Below are 12739 nucleotides of genomic sequence, written 5' to 3'. Positions count from 1 at the left end.
GAAAGCACATGTTAAGCATTAAAGATTTACAGGTCAGCGTAGAAGATAAAGCCATCCTGCGTGGCCTCAATTTTGACGTCAAGCCGGGCGAAGTCCACGCCATCATGGGGCCGAACGGTTCCGGGAAAAGTACGCTTTCTGCGACGCTGGCGGGACGCGAAGATTATGAGGTGACCCACGGCTCGGTCGAATTTAACGGCAAAGATCTGCTGGAGATGTCGCCGGAAAACCGCGCGGGCGAGGGCATCTTTATGGCCTTCCAGTATCCGGTAGAAATCCCCGGCGTCAGCAACCAGTTCTTCCTGCAAACCGCGCTCAACGCGGTGCGGAAATACCGGGGGCTGGAGGCGCTCGACCGCTTCGACTTCCAGGATTTAATGGAAGAGAAAATCAAGCTGCTGAAAATGCCGGAAGATCTGCTGACCCGCTCGGTGAACGTCGGTTTTTCCGGCGGTGAGAAAAAGCGTAACGACATTCTGCAGATGGCGGTGCTGGAGCCCGAGCTGTGCATTCTGGATGAGACCGACTCCGGTCTGGATATTGACGCCCTGAAGATTGTCGCCGACGGGGTGAACGCCCTGCGCGACGGCAAGCGCTCGTTTATTATCGTCACCCACTACCAGCGCATTCTGGACTACATCAAGCCGGATTACGTCCACGTGCTTTACCAGGGGCGCATTGTGAAATCCGGTGATTTTACGCTGGTTAAACAACTGGAGGAGCAGGGTTATGGCTGGCTTACCGAACAGCAGTAATGCGCTCCAGCAGTGGCACCGGCTGTTTGAGGCGCAGGGTAATACGCGCTCCGAGCAGGCGCAGCAGCATCTGCAGCAGATGCTGCGTCTTGGCCTGCCGACGCGCAAGCATGAGAACTGGAAATACACCCCGCTCGATAGCTTGCTGAACGCTGAGTTTGTTACCCGTCTGGCGGATCTCACGCCTGCGCAGCGCGACGCGCTGGCTGTGGGCGTGGGTGCCGTGCGCCTGGTGTTTGTCGACGGTCAGTTCCGCCCTGAGCTGAGCGACACGCTCCAGGAGAGCGGATTTGAGATTGAGATAAACGACGATCGCCAGCGCCTGAACGCCCCGGTTCAGCCGGAAGTATTTCTCCACCTGACCGAAAGCCTGGCCCGCAGCGTGACGCATATCGGCGTGAAGCGTAACCAGCGCCCGGCCAAACCGCTGCTGCTGATGCACATCACTCAGGGTCTGGACGGCGCCGAAATCAATACCGCGCACTATCGCCACCATCTTGAGCTGGCAGAGGGGGCGGAGGCCACGGTCATCGAACACTACGTCAGCCTCAATGAGACACGTCACTTTACCGGGTCGCGACTGACGATGAACGTGGCGGCGAATGCCCAGCTACACCACATCAAGCTGGCGTTTGAGAATGCGCAGAGCCACCACTTTGCCCATAACGACATTGTCCTGGGACAGGATGCCGCCGCGTACAGCCACAGCTTCCTGCTCGGCGGGGCGGTGCTGCGCCACAACACCAGCACGCAGCTTAACGGTGAAAACACCACGCTGCGCATCAACAGCCTGGCGATGCCGGTTAAATCAGAAGTGTGTGACACGCGCACCTGGCTGGAACACAACAAAGGCTACTGCAACAGCCGCCAGCTGCATAAAACCATCGTGAGTGATAAAGGGCGTGCGGTGTTTAACGGCCTGATTAACGTGGCGCAGCACGCCATTAAAACCGACGGGCAGATGACCAACAACAATCTGCTGTTAGGTCGCCTTGCAGAGGTGGACACCAAGCCGCAGCTGGAGATCTACGCCGACGACGTGAAATGCAGCCACGGTGCGACGGTCGGGCGAATCGACGACGAGCAGATGTTCTACCTGCGCTCGCGCGGCATCGACCAGCAGGCGGCGCAGAAAATGATTATCTACGCGTTTGCCGCCGAACTGACGGAAGCGCTGCACGATGGTCAGTTAAAACTGCAGGTGCTGGATCGGATCGGTCAGCGCCTGCCTGGAGGCGAAGCATGAGTTTTCCCGTCGAAAAAGTACGGGCAGATTTCCCGGTTCTGACCCGTGAAGTAAACGGTCTGCCGCTGGCCTACCTGGACAGCGCGGCCAGCGCGCAGAAGCCTAATCAGGTGGTGGATGCCGAAGCCGAGTTCTATCGCCACGGCTATGCCGCCGTACATCGCGGTATCCATACCCTGAGCGCCGAGGCGACCCAGCGTATGGAAAACGTGCGTACGCAGCTTGCTGCCTTCCTTAACGCCCGCTCGCCGGAAGAACTGGTCTTTGTTCGCGGGACCACCGAAGGGATCAACCTTGTTGCTAACAGCTGGGGCAACGCGCAGGTCCACGCGGGGGATAACATCATCATCACCCAGATGGAGCACCACGCCAATATCGTGCCGTGGCAGATGCTCTGCGAGCGCGTAGGGGCGCAGCTGCGGGTGATCCCGCTAAACGCTGACGGGACGCTTCAGCTTGAGCAGCTTGACCTCTTGCTGGACGACCGCACGCGGCTGGTGGCGGTTACCCAGGTCTCCAACGTGCTGGGGACCGAAAACCCGGTGGCGGAGATCGTCGACAAGGCCCATCAGGCGGGCGCAAAGGTCCTGATTGACGGCGCGCAGGCGGTGATGCACCACGCGGTTGACGTCCAGGCGCTGGACTGTGATTTCTACGTCTTTTCAGGCCACAAGCTCTACGGGCCGACCGGGATTGGCGTGCTGTATGTGAAAGAAGAGATCCTGCAGGCGATGCCGCCGTGGGAAGGGGGCGGGTCGATGATCGCCACCGTCAGCCTGACGGAAGGCACAACCTACGCGCGCGCCCCGTGGCGTTTTGAGGCGGGCACGCCCAACACCGGGGGCATTATCGGGCTGGGGGCCGCGGTTTCCTACGTTTCCGCGATCGGCCTTGAAAGCATTCAGGAGTATGAACAGCTGCTGATGCACTACGCGCTTGCAGAGCTTGCCAGCGTGCCGGATTTAACCCTCTACGGGCCTGCCGATCGGCAAGGGGTAATCGCGTTTAATCTTGGGAAACACCACGCCTATGACGTGGGCAGTTTCCTCGATAACTACGGCGTGGCGGTCCGCACCGGGCACCACTGCGCCATGCCGCTGATGGCGTTTTACCAGGTACCGGCAATGTGCCGCGCATCGCTGGTGATGTACAACACGACGGAAGAGGTCGACAGGCTGGTGGCGGGGCTGAAGCGCATTCATCAGCTGCTGGGCTAACGGAGAGGCGAAAGATGGCAGAGCTGCCGGACAAAGATAAATTACTGCGCAACTTCTCGCGTTGCGCAAACTGGGAAGAGAAGTATCTCTATATCATCGAGCTGGGACAGCGTTTGCCGCCGCTCGGTGAAGAGGCGCACAGCCCGGAGAACAGTATTCAGGGCTGCCAGAGCCAGGTGTGGATTGTGATGGCGCAGTCGGATGACGGCACGATCGAATTGCGCGGCGACAGCGATGCCGCCATTGTAAAAGGGCTTATTGCGGTCGTCTTTAGCCTTTACCAGCAGATGTCGGCGCAGGATATCGTCGCGTTCGATGTTCGTCCGTGGTTTGAAAAAATGGCCTTAACCCAACACCTCACCCCGTCCCGTTCACAGGGACTGGAAGCGATGATTCGCGCCATTCGCGCCAAAGCTGCAATCCTTAGCTAGACTTACAGAACAGCATTCATTCTGTTTCGCGAGGTGGTTCCCGCCTCGCTGGTTTTTCAGCTTTCTGGCGTTCTGTCAGTGAATAAGGAATCTCAGCATGAAGCGCGCGTCTCTCATTACTCTATTACTCCTCAGTTCGCTCGGCGCCCTTCATTCGGCCCGCGCGATGGACTATCCGTTGCCGCCCGCAGGCAGTCGTCTGATTGGGCAAAATCAAACCTACACGATACAGGAAGGGGATAATAAGCTGCAGACCATCGCCCGCCGGTTTAATACGGCGGCGCAGGTGCTCCTGGAAACCAACAATACCATTGCGCCGGTAAACCCTGCGCCGGGCACCGTGATTACCATTCCGTCGCAAATGCTGTTGCCGGATACGCCCCGCGAGGGGATTGTGGTGAATCTTGCTGAGCTTCGGCTCTACTACTTCCCGCCGGGGCAAAATATTGTTCAGGTTTATCCTCTGGGCATTGGTCAGCTGGGGCTGGAAACGCCGGTGACGACCACGCGGGTGAGCCAGAAGATCCCGAATCCCACCTGGACACCCACGCCGGGCATACGAGCACGTTCTCTGGAGCAGGGCATTAAACTGCCTCCGGTGGTCCCTGCCGGGCCAAATAACCCACTAGGACGCTTCGCACTGCGTTTAGGCGTGGGGAATGGGGAATATCTCATTCATGGCACCAGCGCGCCGGACAGCGTTGGCCTGCGTGTCAGCTCTGGCTGTATGCGGATGAACGCCCCGGACATTAAGGCGCTGTTCGAACAGGTGCGGGTGGGCACGCGGGTGCAGATTATCAATGAACCCGTGAAGTTCTCCGTGGAGCCGGATGGTAAACGCTATATTGAGGTCCACCGTCCGCTGGCGCAGGTAGAAGGGGAAAATCCGCAGGTCTCGCCCATTACCCATTCCGCCGACTTTGCGGCCTTTGTTTCTCAGGCAGGAAGCGATAAGGCGCTGATTGATAAAGCGCTGTCACGTCGTGCCGGGATCCCGGTTATCGTGTCGTCCGGTAGCGGCCCGTCAGCCAGCAATAGCGTGTTGTCGGTGCAGAACAGCCGGGTGTCTGCTGCGGTGGCGGAAGATGAAGGGGAGAGGGTGACGCAGTAGGCGTTTGACGCAGGCAAAAAAAATGGCGCACAATGTGCGCCATTTTATTAACAGGTACTATTACTTACGGTATTTAGTAGCCTGGTTGTCCAGACGCTGGTTAGCGCGAGCTGCGTCGTCTTTAGCAGCCTGAACGTCGGAACGCATTGCGTTCACGTCGTTGCTCAGCTGGTCAACTTTAGCGTTCAGAGTCTGAACGTCAGAAGACAGCTGATCGATTTTAGCGTTGCTGGAGCAACCAGCCAGCAGAGTAGAACCCAGGATTACCGCGCCCAGTACCAGTTTAGTACGATTCATTATTAATACCCTCTAGATTGAGTTAATCTCCATGTAGCGTTACAAGTATTACACAAAGTTTTTTGGGTTGAGAATATTTTTTTGATGGGAATACACCTATTTTTGATCGTTCGCTCAAAGAAGCACCGAATCAGCCCTTTTCAGGCAAAAATCTAAGGAAAAAAAGGCATTTATCATCGGATTCATCTTAGATAATTCGCAATTAAATAGAAAAACCCGATTTGCATTTTGAATGCGTTTGGCTAATGCCGGGAATAAAAAAAGCGCCCAATGGGCGCTTTTTATCCAAATTAATTCGTTCGGGAATTATTACAGCACGTGAACAGATGCGGTATTGGTGGTGCCGCTTGGTACCAGGGCGCCAGAAACCATGACCACAACGTCGCCTTTCTGTGCCAGACCGCTTTCCAGAGCCAGTGCTTTACCCTGAATGTAGAAATCGTCAGTAGAGGCGATCTCTTTAACCAGGTGCGCAACGACGCCTTTGCTCAGCACCAGCTGACGAGCAGTGGTTTCGTTGGTGGTCAGGGCCAGGATGGTCGCATCCGGGAAGTATTTACGCACGGCGCGCGCAGATTTACCGCCCTGAGTAGCAACCACAATCAGTGGTGCTTCCAGTTTCTCAGCAGTTTCTACCGCACCGCGGCATACTGCTTCGGTGATACGCAGCTTGCGGCTGTCGTTGTTGAAGTCCAGACGGCTGGTCATCACGCGGTCAGTACGTTCACAGATGGTCGCCATGATGCCGACCGCTTCCAGCGGGTATTTACCTTTCGCGGATTCACCGGACAGCATTACTGCGTCAGTACCGTCGAGAATGGCGTTTGCCACGTCGCCTGCTTCAGCGCGGGTTGGGCGTGGGTTTTTGATCATGGAGTCCAGCATCTGCGTGGCGGTGATAACCACTTTACGCGCGCGCACACACTTCTCGATCATCATCTTCTGCGCGAAGATCACTTCTTCAACCGGGATTTCAACGCCCAGGTCACCACGTGCAACCATGATGCCGTCAGACGCTTCGAGGATTTCGTCGAAGTTGTTCAGGCCTTCCTGGTTTTCGATTTTGGAGATGATCTGGATCTTCTCGCCGCCGTGTGCTTTCAGGTGCTCACGGATTTCAACCACGTCGGAACGCTTACGGATGAAGGAGGCCGCGACGAAGTCAACGCCTTGCTCGCAGCCGAAGATCAGGTCCTGTTTGTCTTTTTCAGCCAGGGCTGGCAGCGCGATGGAGACGCCCGGCAGGTTAACGCCTTTGTTTTCGCCCAGGTCGCCGTTGTTCAGCACTTTACAGATAACTTTGTTGCCTTCGATAGCGGTGACTTCCATACCGATCAGGCCATCGTCGACCAGCACGGTGTTACCAACGGACAGATCGCTGGTGAAGCCTTCGTAGGTCACTGCAACGATTTCGCTGTTGCCGACGACGGATTTGTCGGTGGTGAAGGTGAAGGTCTGGCCCGCTTTCAGAGAGACGTCGTTACCGCCTTCCAGTTTGATGGTACGGATTTCTGGACCTTTGGTATCCAGCAGGATGGCCGCTTTTTTACCGGTCTTGCTCATCACGTTGCGCAAGTTCTGGATGCGCTGGCCGTGCTCTGCGTAGTCACCGTGGGAGAAGTTCAGACGCATCACGTTCATGCCGGCGTCCAGCATTTTGCTCAGCATCTCTTCAGATTCGGTTTTCGGGCCGATAGTACAAACAATTTTCGTCTTTTTCATGACAGTCTTAGTCTTTAAGTTGGGAAGGATATGGAAATCTCGCTCCGGGGGCGCACCGCCGCGGAGTCAAACCTGTGTTGCAAAAGAGTATATGACACGCACTAAGGATAGGAGACATCAAATGAGCGTGCAGAAGAAAGTGTGCCTGAGTGACAGCCCAACGAAGGAGAGGAGAAGTTGTACGTTGTTTTTTGTATTCCAAGCGCTGAAACCATTCACCAGGGATTAGGCGCGCATTATACGCTGATTTTAAGATAAAAGGAAAATGGAAACGGTGTTTCAGAAATAATCTGTGCTGTTTCACAGAATATTGTTATCAAGGCGTTAAGCCATGATGACAACTTATCGCGGCAGGTGAGGGACCTGCCGCACTTTGCTTATTTTTGCAGCGCCTGGCTGAGGTCGGCAATCAGGTCTTTAGGATCTTCAATCCCCACCGACAGGCGTATCAGCTGCGGCACAATGCCGTTCGCCAGACGTTGCTCAAGCGGAATTGAGGCGTGGGTCATGCTGTAAGGCTGGCTCACCAGACTTTCCACGCCGCCCAGGCTTTCCGCAAGGGTGAACAACTTCAGGTTGCGAATCACCTCGGTGGCGCGTTGCGCATCGCCTTTTACCACGACGGAAATCATGCCACCGGGCAGCGCCATCTGCGTGCGGGCAAGCTGGTACTGCGGATGCGATTCCAGTCCTGGATAGTACACGTTTTCGACCAGCGGATGCTGCTCCAGCCATTGCGCAATCGCCAGCGCGTTGGTGCTGTGCTTTTCGACCCTCAGCGCGAGCGTGCGAATACCGCGCAGCGTCAGGAAGCTGCTGAACGGATCCAGAACGCCGCCCACCGCGTTTTGCAGATAGCCGAGCTTGTCCGCCAGCGCCTTGTTATCGCCCACCACCGCCAGCCCGGCGACGACGTCAGAGTGGCCGTTAAGGTATTTAGTGGCCGAGTGCACCACGATATCGAACCCGGACTCCAGCGGACGGTGGATCACCGGCGACGCGAAGGTGTTATCCGCCACGCTGATGACGTTATGGCGACGGGCGATCGCCGCGATGGCCGCCAGATCGGCCAGCTTCAGCAGCGGGTTGGTTGGCGTTTCGACCCAGACCATACGCGTTTCCGGGCGAATGGCGGCCTCGAGCCCGGCCAGGTCGTCCGGTTTGACCCAGCTGACCTGCAGCCCGGTGCTGCGCTTGCGCACGTTTTCAATCAGGCGGTACGTCCCGCCGTATACGTCATCAATGGCGACAATATGGCTGTCTTTATCCAGCAGTTCGAGCACCGTGGAGATGGCCGCCAGACCGGAAGCGAAGGCGTAGCCGCGCGTGCCGCCTTCCAGTTCGGCGATGGCGGTTTCCAGCGCATGGCGGGTGGGGTTGCCGCTGCGGGAGTACTCATAGCCGGTATGCTCCCCGGGCGCGGGTTGCGCAAACGTCGAGGTGGCGTAAATCGGCGGCATGACGGCGCCGTGCTGGTCGTTAAATTCGCCGCTGTGGACGCTGAGGGTGGCCAGATTTTTCATCATTGATTCCTTTATTGCTGTAGACGGTTGCGCCAGGCGGTCAGAACGTCGCTGCGCGTAATCAGACCGAGAAAACGGTCGTTGTCATTAATGACGGCCACCAGGCCGCGGTCGAAGATGGCGTGCAGGGCGCTTTCCGGCGCGTGCTTGTCAAGGAACTCGACCTGACGCGTCATGGCTGCCGTCACCGGCAGCGCGAAGCGATCGCCGTCGCCGCCGATATGCCGCAGGAGATCCCACTCGTCGATAATGCCCACCACCTTGCCGTTCTCCAGCACCGGCAGCTGGGAGATGTCATACAGACGCATGCGCGCCAGCACGGTGGAGAGCGTGTCGTCCGGGGCGGCGGTGACGGTGGCACCTTCGTCGTGGCGCAGGGCGATGTAGTCGGAGAGATCGCCGGCCTGAGGACGCGTGATGAGCCCCTGCTGTCGCATCCAGTCGTCGTTAAACATCTTCGAGAGATATTTATTGCCGCTGTCGCAGGCGAAGGTCACCACGCGCTTCGGCGTGGCCTGCGCCTGGCAATACTTCAGCGCGGCCGCCAGCAGCGTGCCGCTGGAGGAGCCCGCCAGAATGCCTTCCGTTTTCAGCAGCTCGCGCGCGGTGGTGAACGCTTCGCGGTCGGTGATGCGCCAGGCGCGATTCACCCCTTCAATGTGGGCCAGCGGAGGAATAAAGTCTTCGCCAATTCCCTCAACCAGCCAGGAGCCCGCGTCGTGGTAGCGTCCGGTTTCCACCTGGTCGGCGAGAACGGATCCGGCCGGGTCAGCCAGGACAAATTCCGTGTGCGGAGAGTGCTCGGCGAACCACGCCTGCAGGCCGCCCAGCGTGCCGCCTGAGCCGACGCCCACGACGATGGCGTCGATCCTGCCGTCAAGCTGTTCATACAGTTCTGGCGCCGTGGTGGTGCGGTGCGCCAGCGGGTTGGCTTCGTTGTTGAACTGGTCGATGTAAAACGCGCCCGGCAGTTCGTTCGCCAGACGCTGGGCGTAATCCTGGTAATAGGCAGGATGGCCTTTGTTGACGTCGGAGCGGGTCAGCACCACCTGGGCACCCAGCGCGCGCAGGTGGAAAATCTTCTCGCGGCTCATTTTGTCCGGCACCACCAGGATTAGCGAGTAGCCTTTCTGGGCGGCAATCAGGGCCAGGCCGAGACCGGTATTGCCCGCCGTGGCTTCAATTATCGTGCCGCCAGGCTGCAGCTTACCGGTACGTTCCGCTTCGTTAATCATCGACAGCGCAACGCGATCCTTAATCGACCCGCCCGGATTTTGGTTTTCCAGCTTCAGAAAGAGCGAGCAGGGACCGGTATCAAGCTTATGCAGCTGGATCAGCGGGGTACGACCAATCAGTTCAGTGACGGAGTGATAAATCGTCATGATGTTTTCCTTTCTGGATGTCATGACGGGATGATAGGGCGGTGAAATTTTCTCAAGAAAGAACCATTCACTGCTTTTTAGAACAGAAAGGAATATAAATGATGTTTTTGGATGTCAGGACAGCAAGACGTAAAGTTGTCTGGATGTGAGGATGGCTATATCCGCATAAAATGCTGCAAAAATGAGCGTTTTTGCAGGGTGTCAGCCAGCAGATATACATCAGGCAGATAATCATTGCTGAAATTCATCTAAATGCTTCCCACCCGGTAAATCCGCTATTTATTCCCCAAAGTTATAACACATTCTTTTTTGTTCATTTAAAAGCTGATAACGCCTGTTTACTATCGTTTGGACATCCATACTGCTAAACCGCCACGGGCGGCACGGATAACGAATAAGAATGATAGTTCTCAGCAATATTTCGAAGGTTTTTGACAACGGAAAGGTGGCGCTCACGGCCGTTGATAATGTCAATTTGACGATAGCACAGGGACAAATATACGGGATCATCGGTTACAGCGGCGCAGGTAAAAGTACGCTTATTCGCTTGCTGAATGGTCTGGAAAAACCGAGCAGCGGCAGCGTAACCATTAACGGGCAGAACATTTCTGCCGCAAAAGGTGAAGCCCTGCGCCAGGCGCGTCTGAAGATCAGCATGGTGTTTCAGCACTTCAACCTGCTGTGGTCGCGCACGGTCAGCGAGAATATTGCGTTCTCGATGCAAATTGCCGGCGTACCGAAAGCCGACATTAAGGCCCGCGTGGCCGAGCTTATTGAACTCGTTGGCCTGAAAGGTCGCGAGCATGCCTACCCATCACAGCTGAGCGGTGGGCAAAAGCAGCGCGTGGGCATTGCTCGTGCGCTGGCTAATCGCCCGGATGTGCTGCTCTGCGATGAAGCCACCTCCGCGCTTGACCCGCAGACCACCGATCAGATCCTCGATCTGCTGCTGGATATTAACCGTCGTTTCAGGCTGACCATCGTGCTGATCACGCACGAGATGCACGTGGTGCGCAAAATCTGCGACCGCGTGGCGGTGATGGAGAACGGTAAAGTGGTGGAAGAGGGCGACGTGCTGAGCGTCTTTTCCCATCCGCAGCAGCCGATTACGCAGCAGTTTGTCCGTCAGGTGAGCCAGTACGCTGAAGAAGAAACGTTCAATACCGAACTGGCAAACGAACTGGAAGGGACGGTCATCAGGCTGACCTTTACCGGGCACAGCACGCATAAACCGATTGTGGGTGAGCTCACGCTGCGCTACGGCCTGCCGTTTAACATTCTGCACGGAAAAATGACCCAAACCGCTCACGGCGTGTTTGGTCAGCTCTGGGTGCACGTCGTGGCATCTGATGAACAACTGAACAATATCCTCGCCGACCTGCAGCACAGCGATATTGAAGGCGAGGTGATTAAACATGGCTGAGAATCTCTTTCCGCATCTCAAGTGGGATCAGCTCTGGGCGGCGACGCTGGAGACGCTGTACATGACCGCGCTGTCCGGCGTGGCAACTTTCGTCCTGGGCATCGTGCTGGGTCTGGCGCTGTTTTTAACCGCGCGCGGCGGACTGTTCCACAACCGCACGGTGTATAGCGTCATTTCGATTGTGGTGAACGTGTTCCGCTCGATTCCGTTCATCATTTTGATTGTGCTGCTGATCCCGTTCACCAAGACCGTTGTCGGCACCATTCTTGGCGCCAACGCGGCGCTGCCGGCCCTGATTGTGGGGGCCGCACCGTTCTACGCACGCCTGGTGGAGATCGCCCTGCGTGAAGTGGATAAAGGCGTGATTGAAGCGACGCGCTCGATGGGTGCACGACTGAGCACGCTCGTATTTCGGGTTTTACTGCCGGAATCATCACCTGCACTGGTATCGGGTATTACGGTGACGCTGATTGCGCTGGTGAGCTACAGCGCCATGGCGGGGGTGATTGGCGCCGGTGGTTTGGGAAATCTGGCTTATCTGGAAGGATTCCAGCGCAACCATGGTGACGTCACGCTGGTGGCAACGGTGACCATTCTGATCATCGTTTTCATTATCCAGTTCTGCGGCGATGTCATTACTTCACTGTTAGATAAACGCTAATACCCGTCATATTTCGAGCCTCAGGCGCGTTGGCTGCATTCGTTCACCCCAGTCACTTACTGTATGTAAGCTCCTGGGGATTCACTCACTTGCCGCCTTCCTGTGGCTCGAACTATTTAGGGTAACAACAACACACAGGAACCACATCATGAAAAAGACACTGACACTGATCGCCGCAGCAACCCTGAGCGCCCTGAGCTTCGCCTCCTGGGCCGACACCCTGACCGTGGGCGCGTCCAACACGCCGCATGCGGAAATTCTGGAGCAGGCAAAGCCGATTCTGGCGAAGCAGGGTATCGACCTGGAGATTAAACCGTTCCAGGACTACATTCTGCCGAACACCGCGCTGGCGGGTCATGACATCGACGCGAACTATTTCCAGCACATTCCTTACCTGAACAGCGTGCTGAAAGATCATGCGGGCGATAAAGACTACGATTTTGTCAGTGCGGGCGCGATCCACATTGAGCCAATCGGCATCTACTCCAAAAAATACAAGTCGCTGAAAGACCTGCCGGAAGGTGGCAAGATCATCATGCGTGACGCGGTTTCGGAAGAGGGGCGTATTCTTTCCATCTTCGAGAAAGAGGGCGTGATCAAGCTGAAGCCGGGCATCGATAAAGTCACCGCGCGCATCAGCGACATCGTCGAGAACCCGAAAAAACTGAAGTTTACGCCTAACGTGGAAGCGTCTCTGCTGCCGCAGATGTACAACAATAACGAAGGCGACGCGGTGGTGATTAACGCCAACTACGCGATTGACGCCGGTCTGGATCCGGTTCATGACCCGATTGCGGTAGAGAGCGGTGAAAACAACCCGTACGCTAACATCATTACCGTGCATCGCGGTGACGAGAAGAAGAAAGACATCGTCGCGCTGGTGAACGTGCTGCACTCGAAAGAGATTCAGGACTGGATCCGCACCAAGTACAAAGGCGCGGTCATTCCAGTAAACAACTAATTGACTGATT

At 56.5% G+C, this 12739-nt stretch carries 13 protein-coding genes; 8 read left to right on the top strand and 5 right to left on the bottom strand.

The annotated features are described in order from the left end of the window. The first annotated feature begins 8 nt into the window (after positions 1-8). The 5 genes from sufC to ldtE all read left to right on the top strand — a co-directional run bounded on the left by sufC (position 9) and on the right by ldtE (position 4760). Positions 9-755 carry a Fe-S cluster assembly ATPase SufC gene (gene sufC, locus C6A40_RS04965; protein WP_058657389.1) on the top strand — a complete coding sequence of 249 codons (747 nt, stop codon included), beginning with the start codon at positions 9-11 and terminating at the stop codon, positions 753-755. After that, positions 730-2001 (top strand): Fe-S cluster assembly protein SufD, encoded by a 1272-nt coding sequence (gene sufD / locus C6A40_RS04960; protein ID WP_114191244.1) that lies wholly within the window; start codon positions 730-732, stop codon positions 1999-2001. Before sufC ends, sufD begins: the two co-directional genes overlap by 26 nt. Further along, a complete protein-coding gene (sufS, locus tag C6A40_RS04955; protein WP_045336090.1) occupies positions 1998-3218 on the top strand; it encodes a cysteine desulfurase SufS in 1221 nt (406 codons plus the stop codon). The genes sufD and sufS overlap by 4 nt, the downstream gene beginning before the upstream one ends. Positions 3219-3232: 14 nt before the next feature. Beyond that, complete coding sequence (gene sufE, locus C6A40_RS04950; protein ID WP_008500626.1) at positions 3233-3649, top strand: cysteine desulfuration protein SufE; 417 nt, start codon at positions 3233-3235, stop codon at positions 3647-3649. A 97-nt stretch (positions 3650-3746) separates the two neighbouring features. Next, on the top strand, positions 3747-4760 hold the full coding sequence (ldtE, locus tag C6A40_RS04945; RefSeq protein ID WP_045336088.1) for a L,D-transpeptidase LdtE: 1014 nt from the start codon (positions 3747-3749) through the stop codon (positions 4758-4760). A 60-nt stretch (positions 4761-4820) separates the two neighbouring features. Here ldtE and lpp read toward each other — a convergent pair whose 3' ends face one another. From lpp to C6A40_RS04920, 5 genes are all read right to left on the bottom strand, one after another. Further along, positions 4821-5057 carry a murein lipoprotein Lpp gene (gene lpp / locus C6A40_RS04940; protein ID WP_001082307.1) on the bottom strand — a complete coding sequence of 79 codons (237 nt, stop codon included), beginning with the start codon at positions 5055-5057 and terminating at the stop codon, positions 4821-4823. Between the two features lie 309 nt (positions 5058-5366). Continuing rightward, entirely contained in the window at positions 5367-6779 is a 1413-nt protein-coding gene (gene pykF, locus C6A40_RS04935) for a pyruvate kinase PykF (protein WP_045284943.1), read from the bottom strand. A gap of 7 nt (positions 6780-6786) precedes the next feature. Beyond that, on the bottom strand, positions 6787-7083 hold the full coding sequence (gene ynhH, locus C6A40_RS25590; RefSeq protein ID WP_418251755.1) for a protein YnhH: 297 nt from the start codon (positions 7081-7083) through the stop codon (positions 6787-6789). 73 nt (positions 7084-7156) lie between these two features. Next, the gene (locus C6A40_RS04925; protein ID WP_021241113.1) at positions 7157-8302 is read right to left on the bottom strand and encodes a trans-sulfuration enzyme family protein; all 1146 of its coding nucleotides are present in this window, start codon (positions 8300-8302) and stop codon (positions 7157-7159) included. A gap of 11 nt (positions 8303-8313) precedes the next feature. Further along, positions 8314-9684 (bottom strand): pyridoxal-phosphate dependent enzyme, encoded by a 1371-nt coding sequence (locus tag C6A40_RS04920; protein ID WP_032651589.1) that lies wholly within the window; start codon positions 9682-9684, stop codon positions 8314-8316. Positions 9685-10084: 400 nt separating this feature from the next. On the opposite strand from C6A40_RS04920, the gene C6A40_RS04915 reads away from it, so the two are divergent. The 3 genes from C6A40_RS04915 to C6A40_RS04905 all read left to right on the top strand — a co-directional run bounded on the left by C6A40_RS04915 (position 10085) and on the right by C6A40_RS04905 (position 12729). Continuing rightward, on the top strand, positions 10085-11107 hold the full coding sequence (locus tag C6A40_RS04915; protein WP_045336084.1) for a methionine ABC transporter ATP-binding protein: 1023 nt from the start codon (positions 10085-10087) through the stop codon (positions 11105-11107). Beyond that, the gene (locus C6A40_RS04910; RefSeq protein ID WP_008500617.1) at positions 11100-11768 is read left to right on the top strand and encodes a methionine ABC transporter permease; all 669 of its coding nucleotides are present in this window, start codon (positions 11100-11102) and stop codon (positions 11766-11768) included. Before C6A40_RS04915 ends, C6A40_RS04910 begins: the two co-directional genes overlap by 8 nt. A gap of 148 nt (positions 11769-11916) precedes the next feature. Then, complete coding sequence (locus C6A40_RS04905) at positions 11917-12729, top strand: MetQ/NlpA family ABC transporter substrate-binding protein (protein ID WP_008500616.1); 813 nt, start codon at positions 11917-11919, stop codon at positions 12727-12729. Positions 12730-12739 lie beyond the last annotated feature (10 nt).

Origin of the sequence: Enterobacter sp. GER_MD16_1505_Eko_090 (genome assembly GCF_003331015.1) — a bacterium.
GTDB lineage: Bacteria > Pseudomonadota > Gammaproteobacteria > Enterobacterales > Enterobacteriaceae > Enterobacter > Enterobacter roggenkampii.
The sequence above is the reverse complement of the archived record's forward strand: the minus strand, read 5'-3'. Positions and strand labels throughout refer to the sequence as shown.

Excerpts from the sequence above, each read along its gene's own strand:
- ldtE (WP_045336088.1), top strand. The coding sequence starts at position 3,747 with ATGAAGCGCGCGTCTCTCATTACTCTATTACTCCTCAGTTCGCTCGGC.
- sufE (WP_008500626.1), top strand. The coding sequence starts at position 3,233 with ATGGCAGAGCTGCCGGACAAAGATAAATTACTGCGCAACTTCTCGCGT.
- C6A40_RS04910 (WP_008500617.1), top strand. The coding sequence starts at position 11,100 with ATGGCTGAGAATCTCTTTCCGCATCTCAAGTGGGATCAGCTCTGGGCG.
- C6A40_RS04905 (WP_008500616.1), top strand. The coding sequence starts at position 11,917 with ATGAAAAAGACACTGACACTGATCGCCGCAGCAACCCTGAGCGCCCTG.
- pykF (WP_045284943.1), bottom strand. The coding sequence starts at position 6,779 with ATGAAAAAGACGAAAATTGTTTGTACTATCGGCCCGAAAACCGAATCT.
- lpp (WP_001082307.1), bottom strand. The coding sequence starts at position 5,057 with ATGAATCGTACTAAACTGGTACTGGGCGCGGTAATCCTGGGTTCTACT.
- sufD (WP_114191244.1), top strand. The coding sequence starts at position 730 with ATGGCTGGCTTACCGAACAGCAGTAATGCGCTCCAGCAGTGGCACCGG.
- sufC (WP_058657389.1), top strand. The coding sequence starts at position 9 with ATGTTAAGCATTAAAGATTTACAGGTCAGCGTAGAAGATAAAGCCATC.
- C6A40_RS04925 (WP_021241113.1), bottom strand. The coding sequence starts at position 8,302 with ATGAAAAATCTGGCCACCCTCAGCGTCCACAGCGGCGAATTTAACGAC.
- C6A40_RS04920 (WP_032651589.1), bottom strand. The coding sequence starts at position 9,684 with ATGACGATTTATCACTCCGTCACTGAACTGATTGGTCGTACCCCGCTG.
- sufS (WP_045336090.1), top strand. The coding sequence starts at position 1,998 with ATGAGTTTTCCCGTCGAAAAAGTACGGGCAGATTTCCCGGTTCTGACC.
- C6A40_RS04915 (WP_045336084.1), top strand. The coding sequence starts at position 10,085 with ATGATAGTTCTCAGCAATATTTCGAAGGTTTTTGACAACGGAAAGGTG.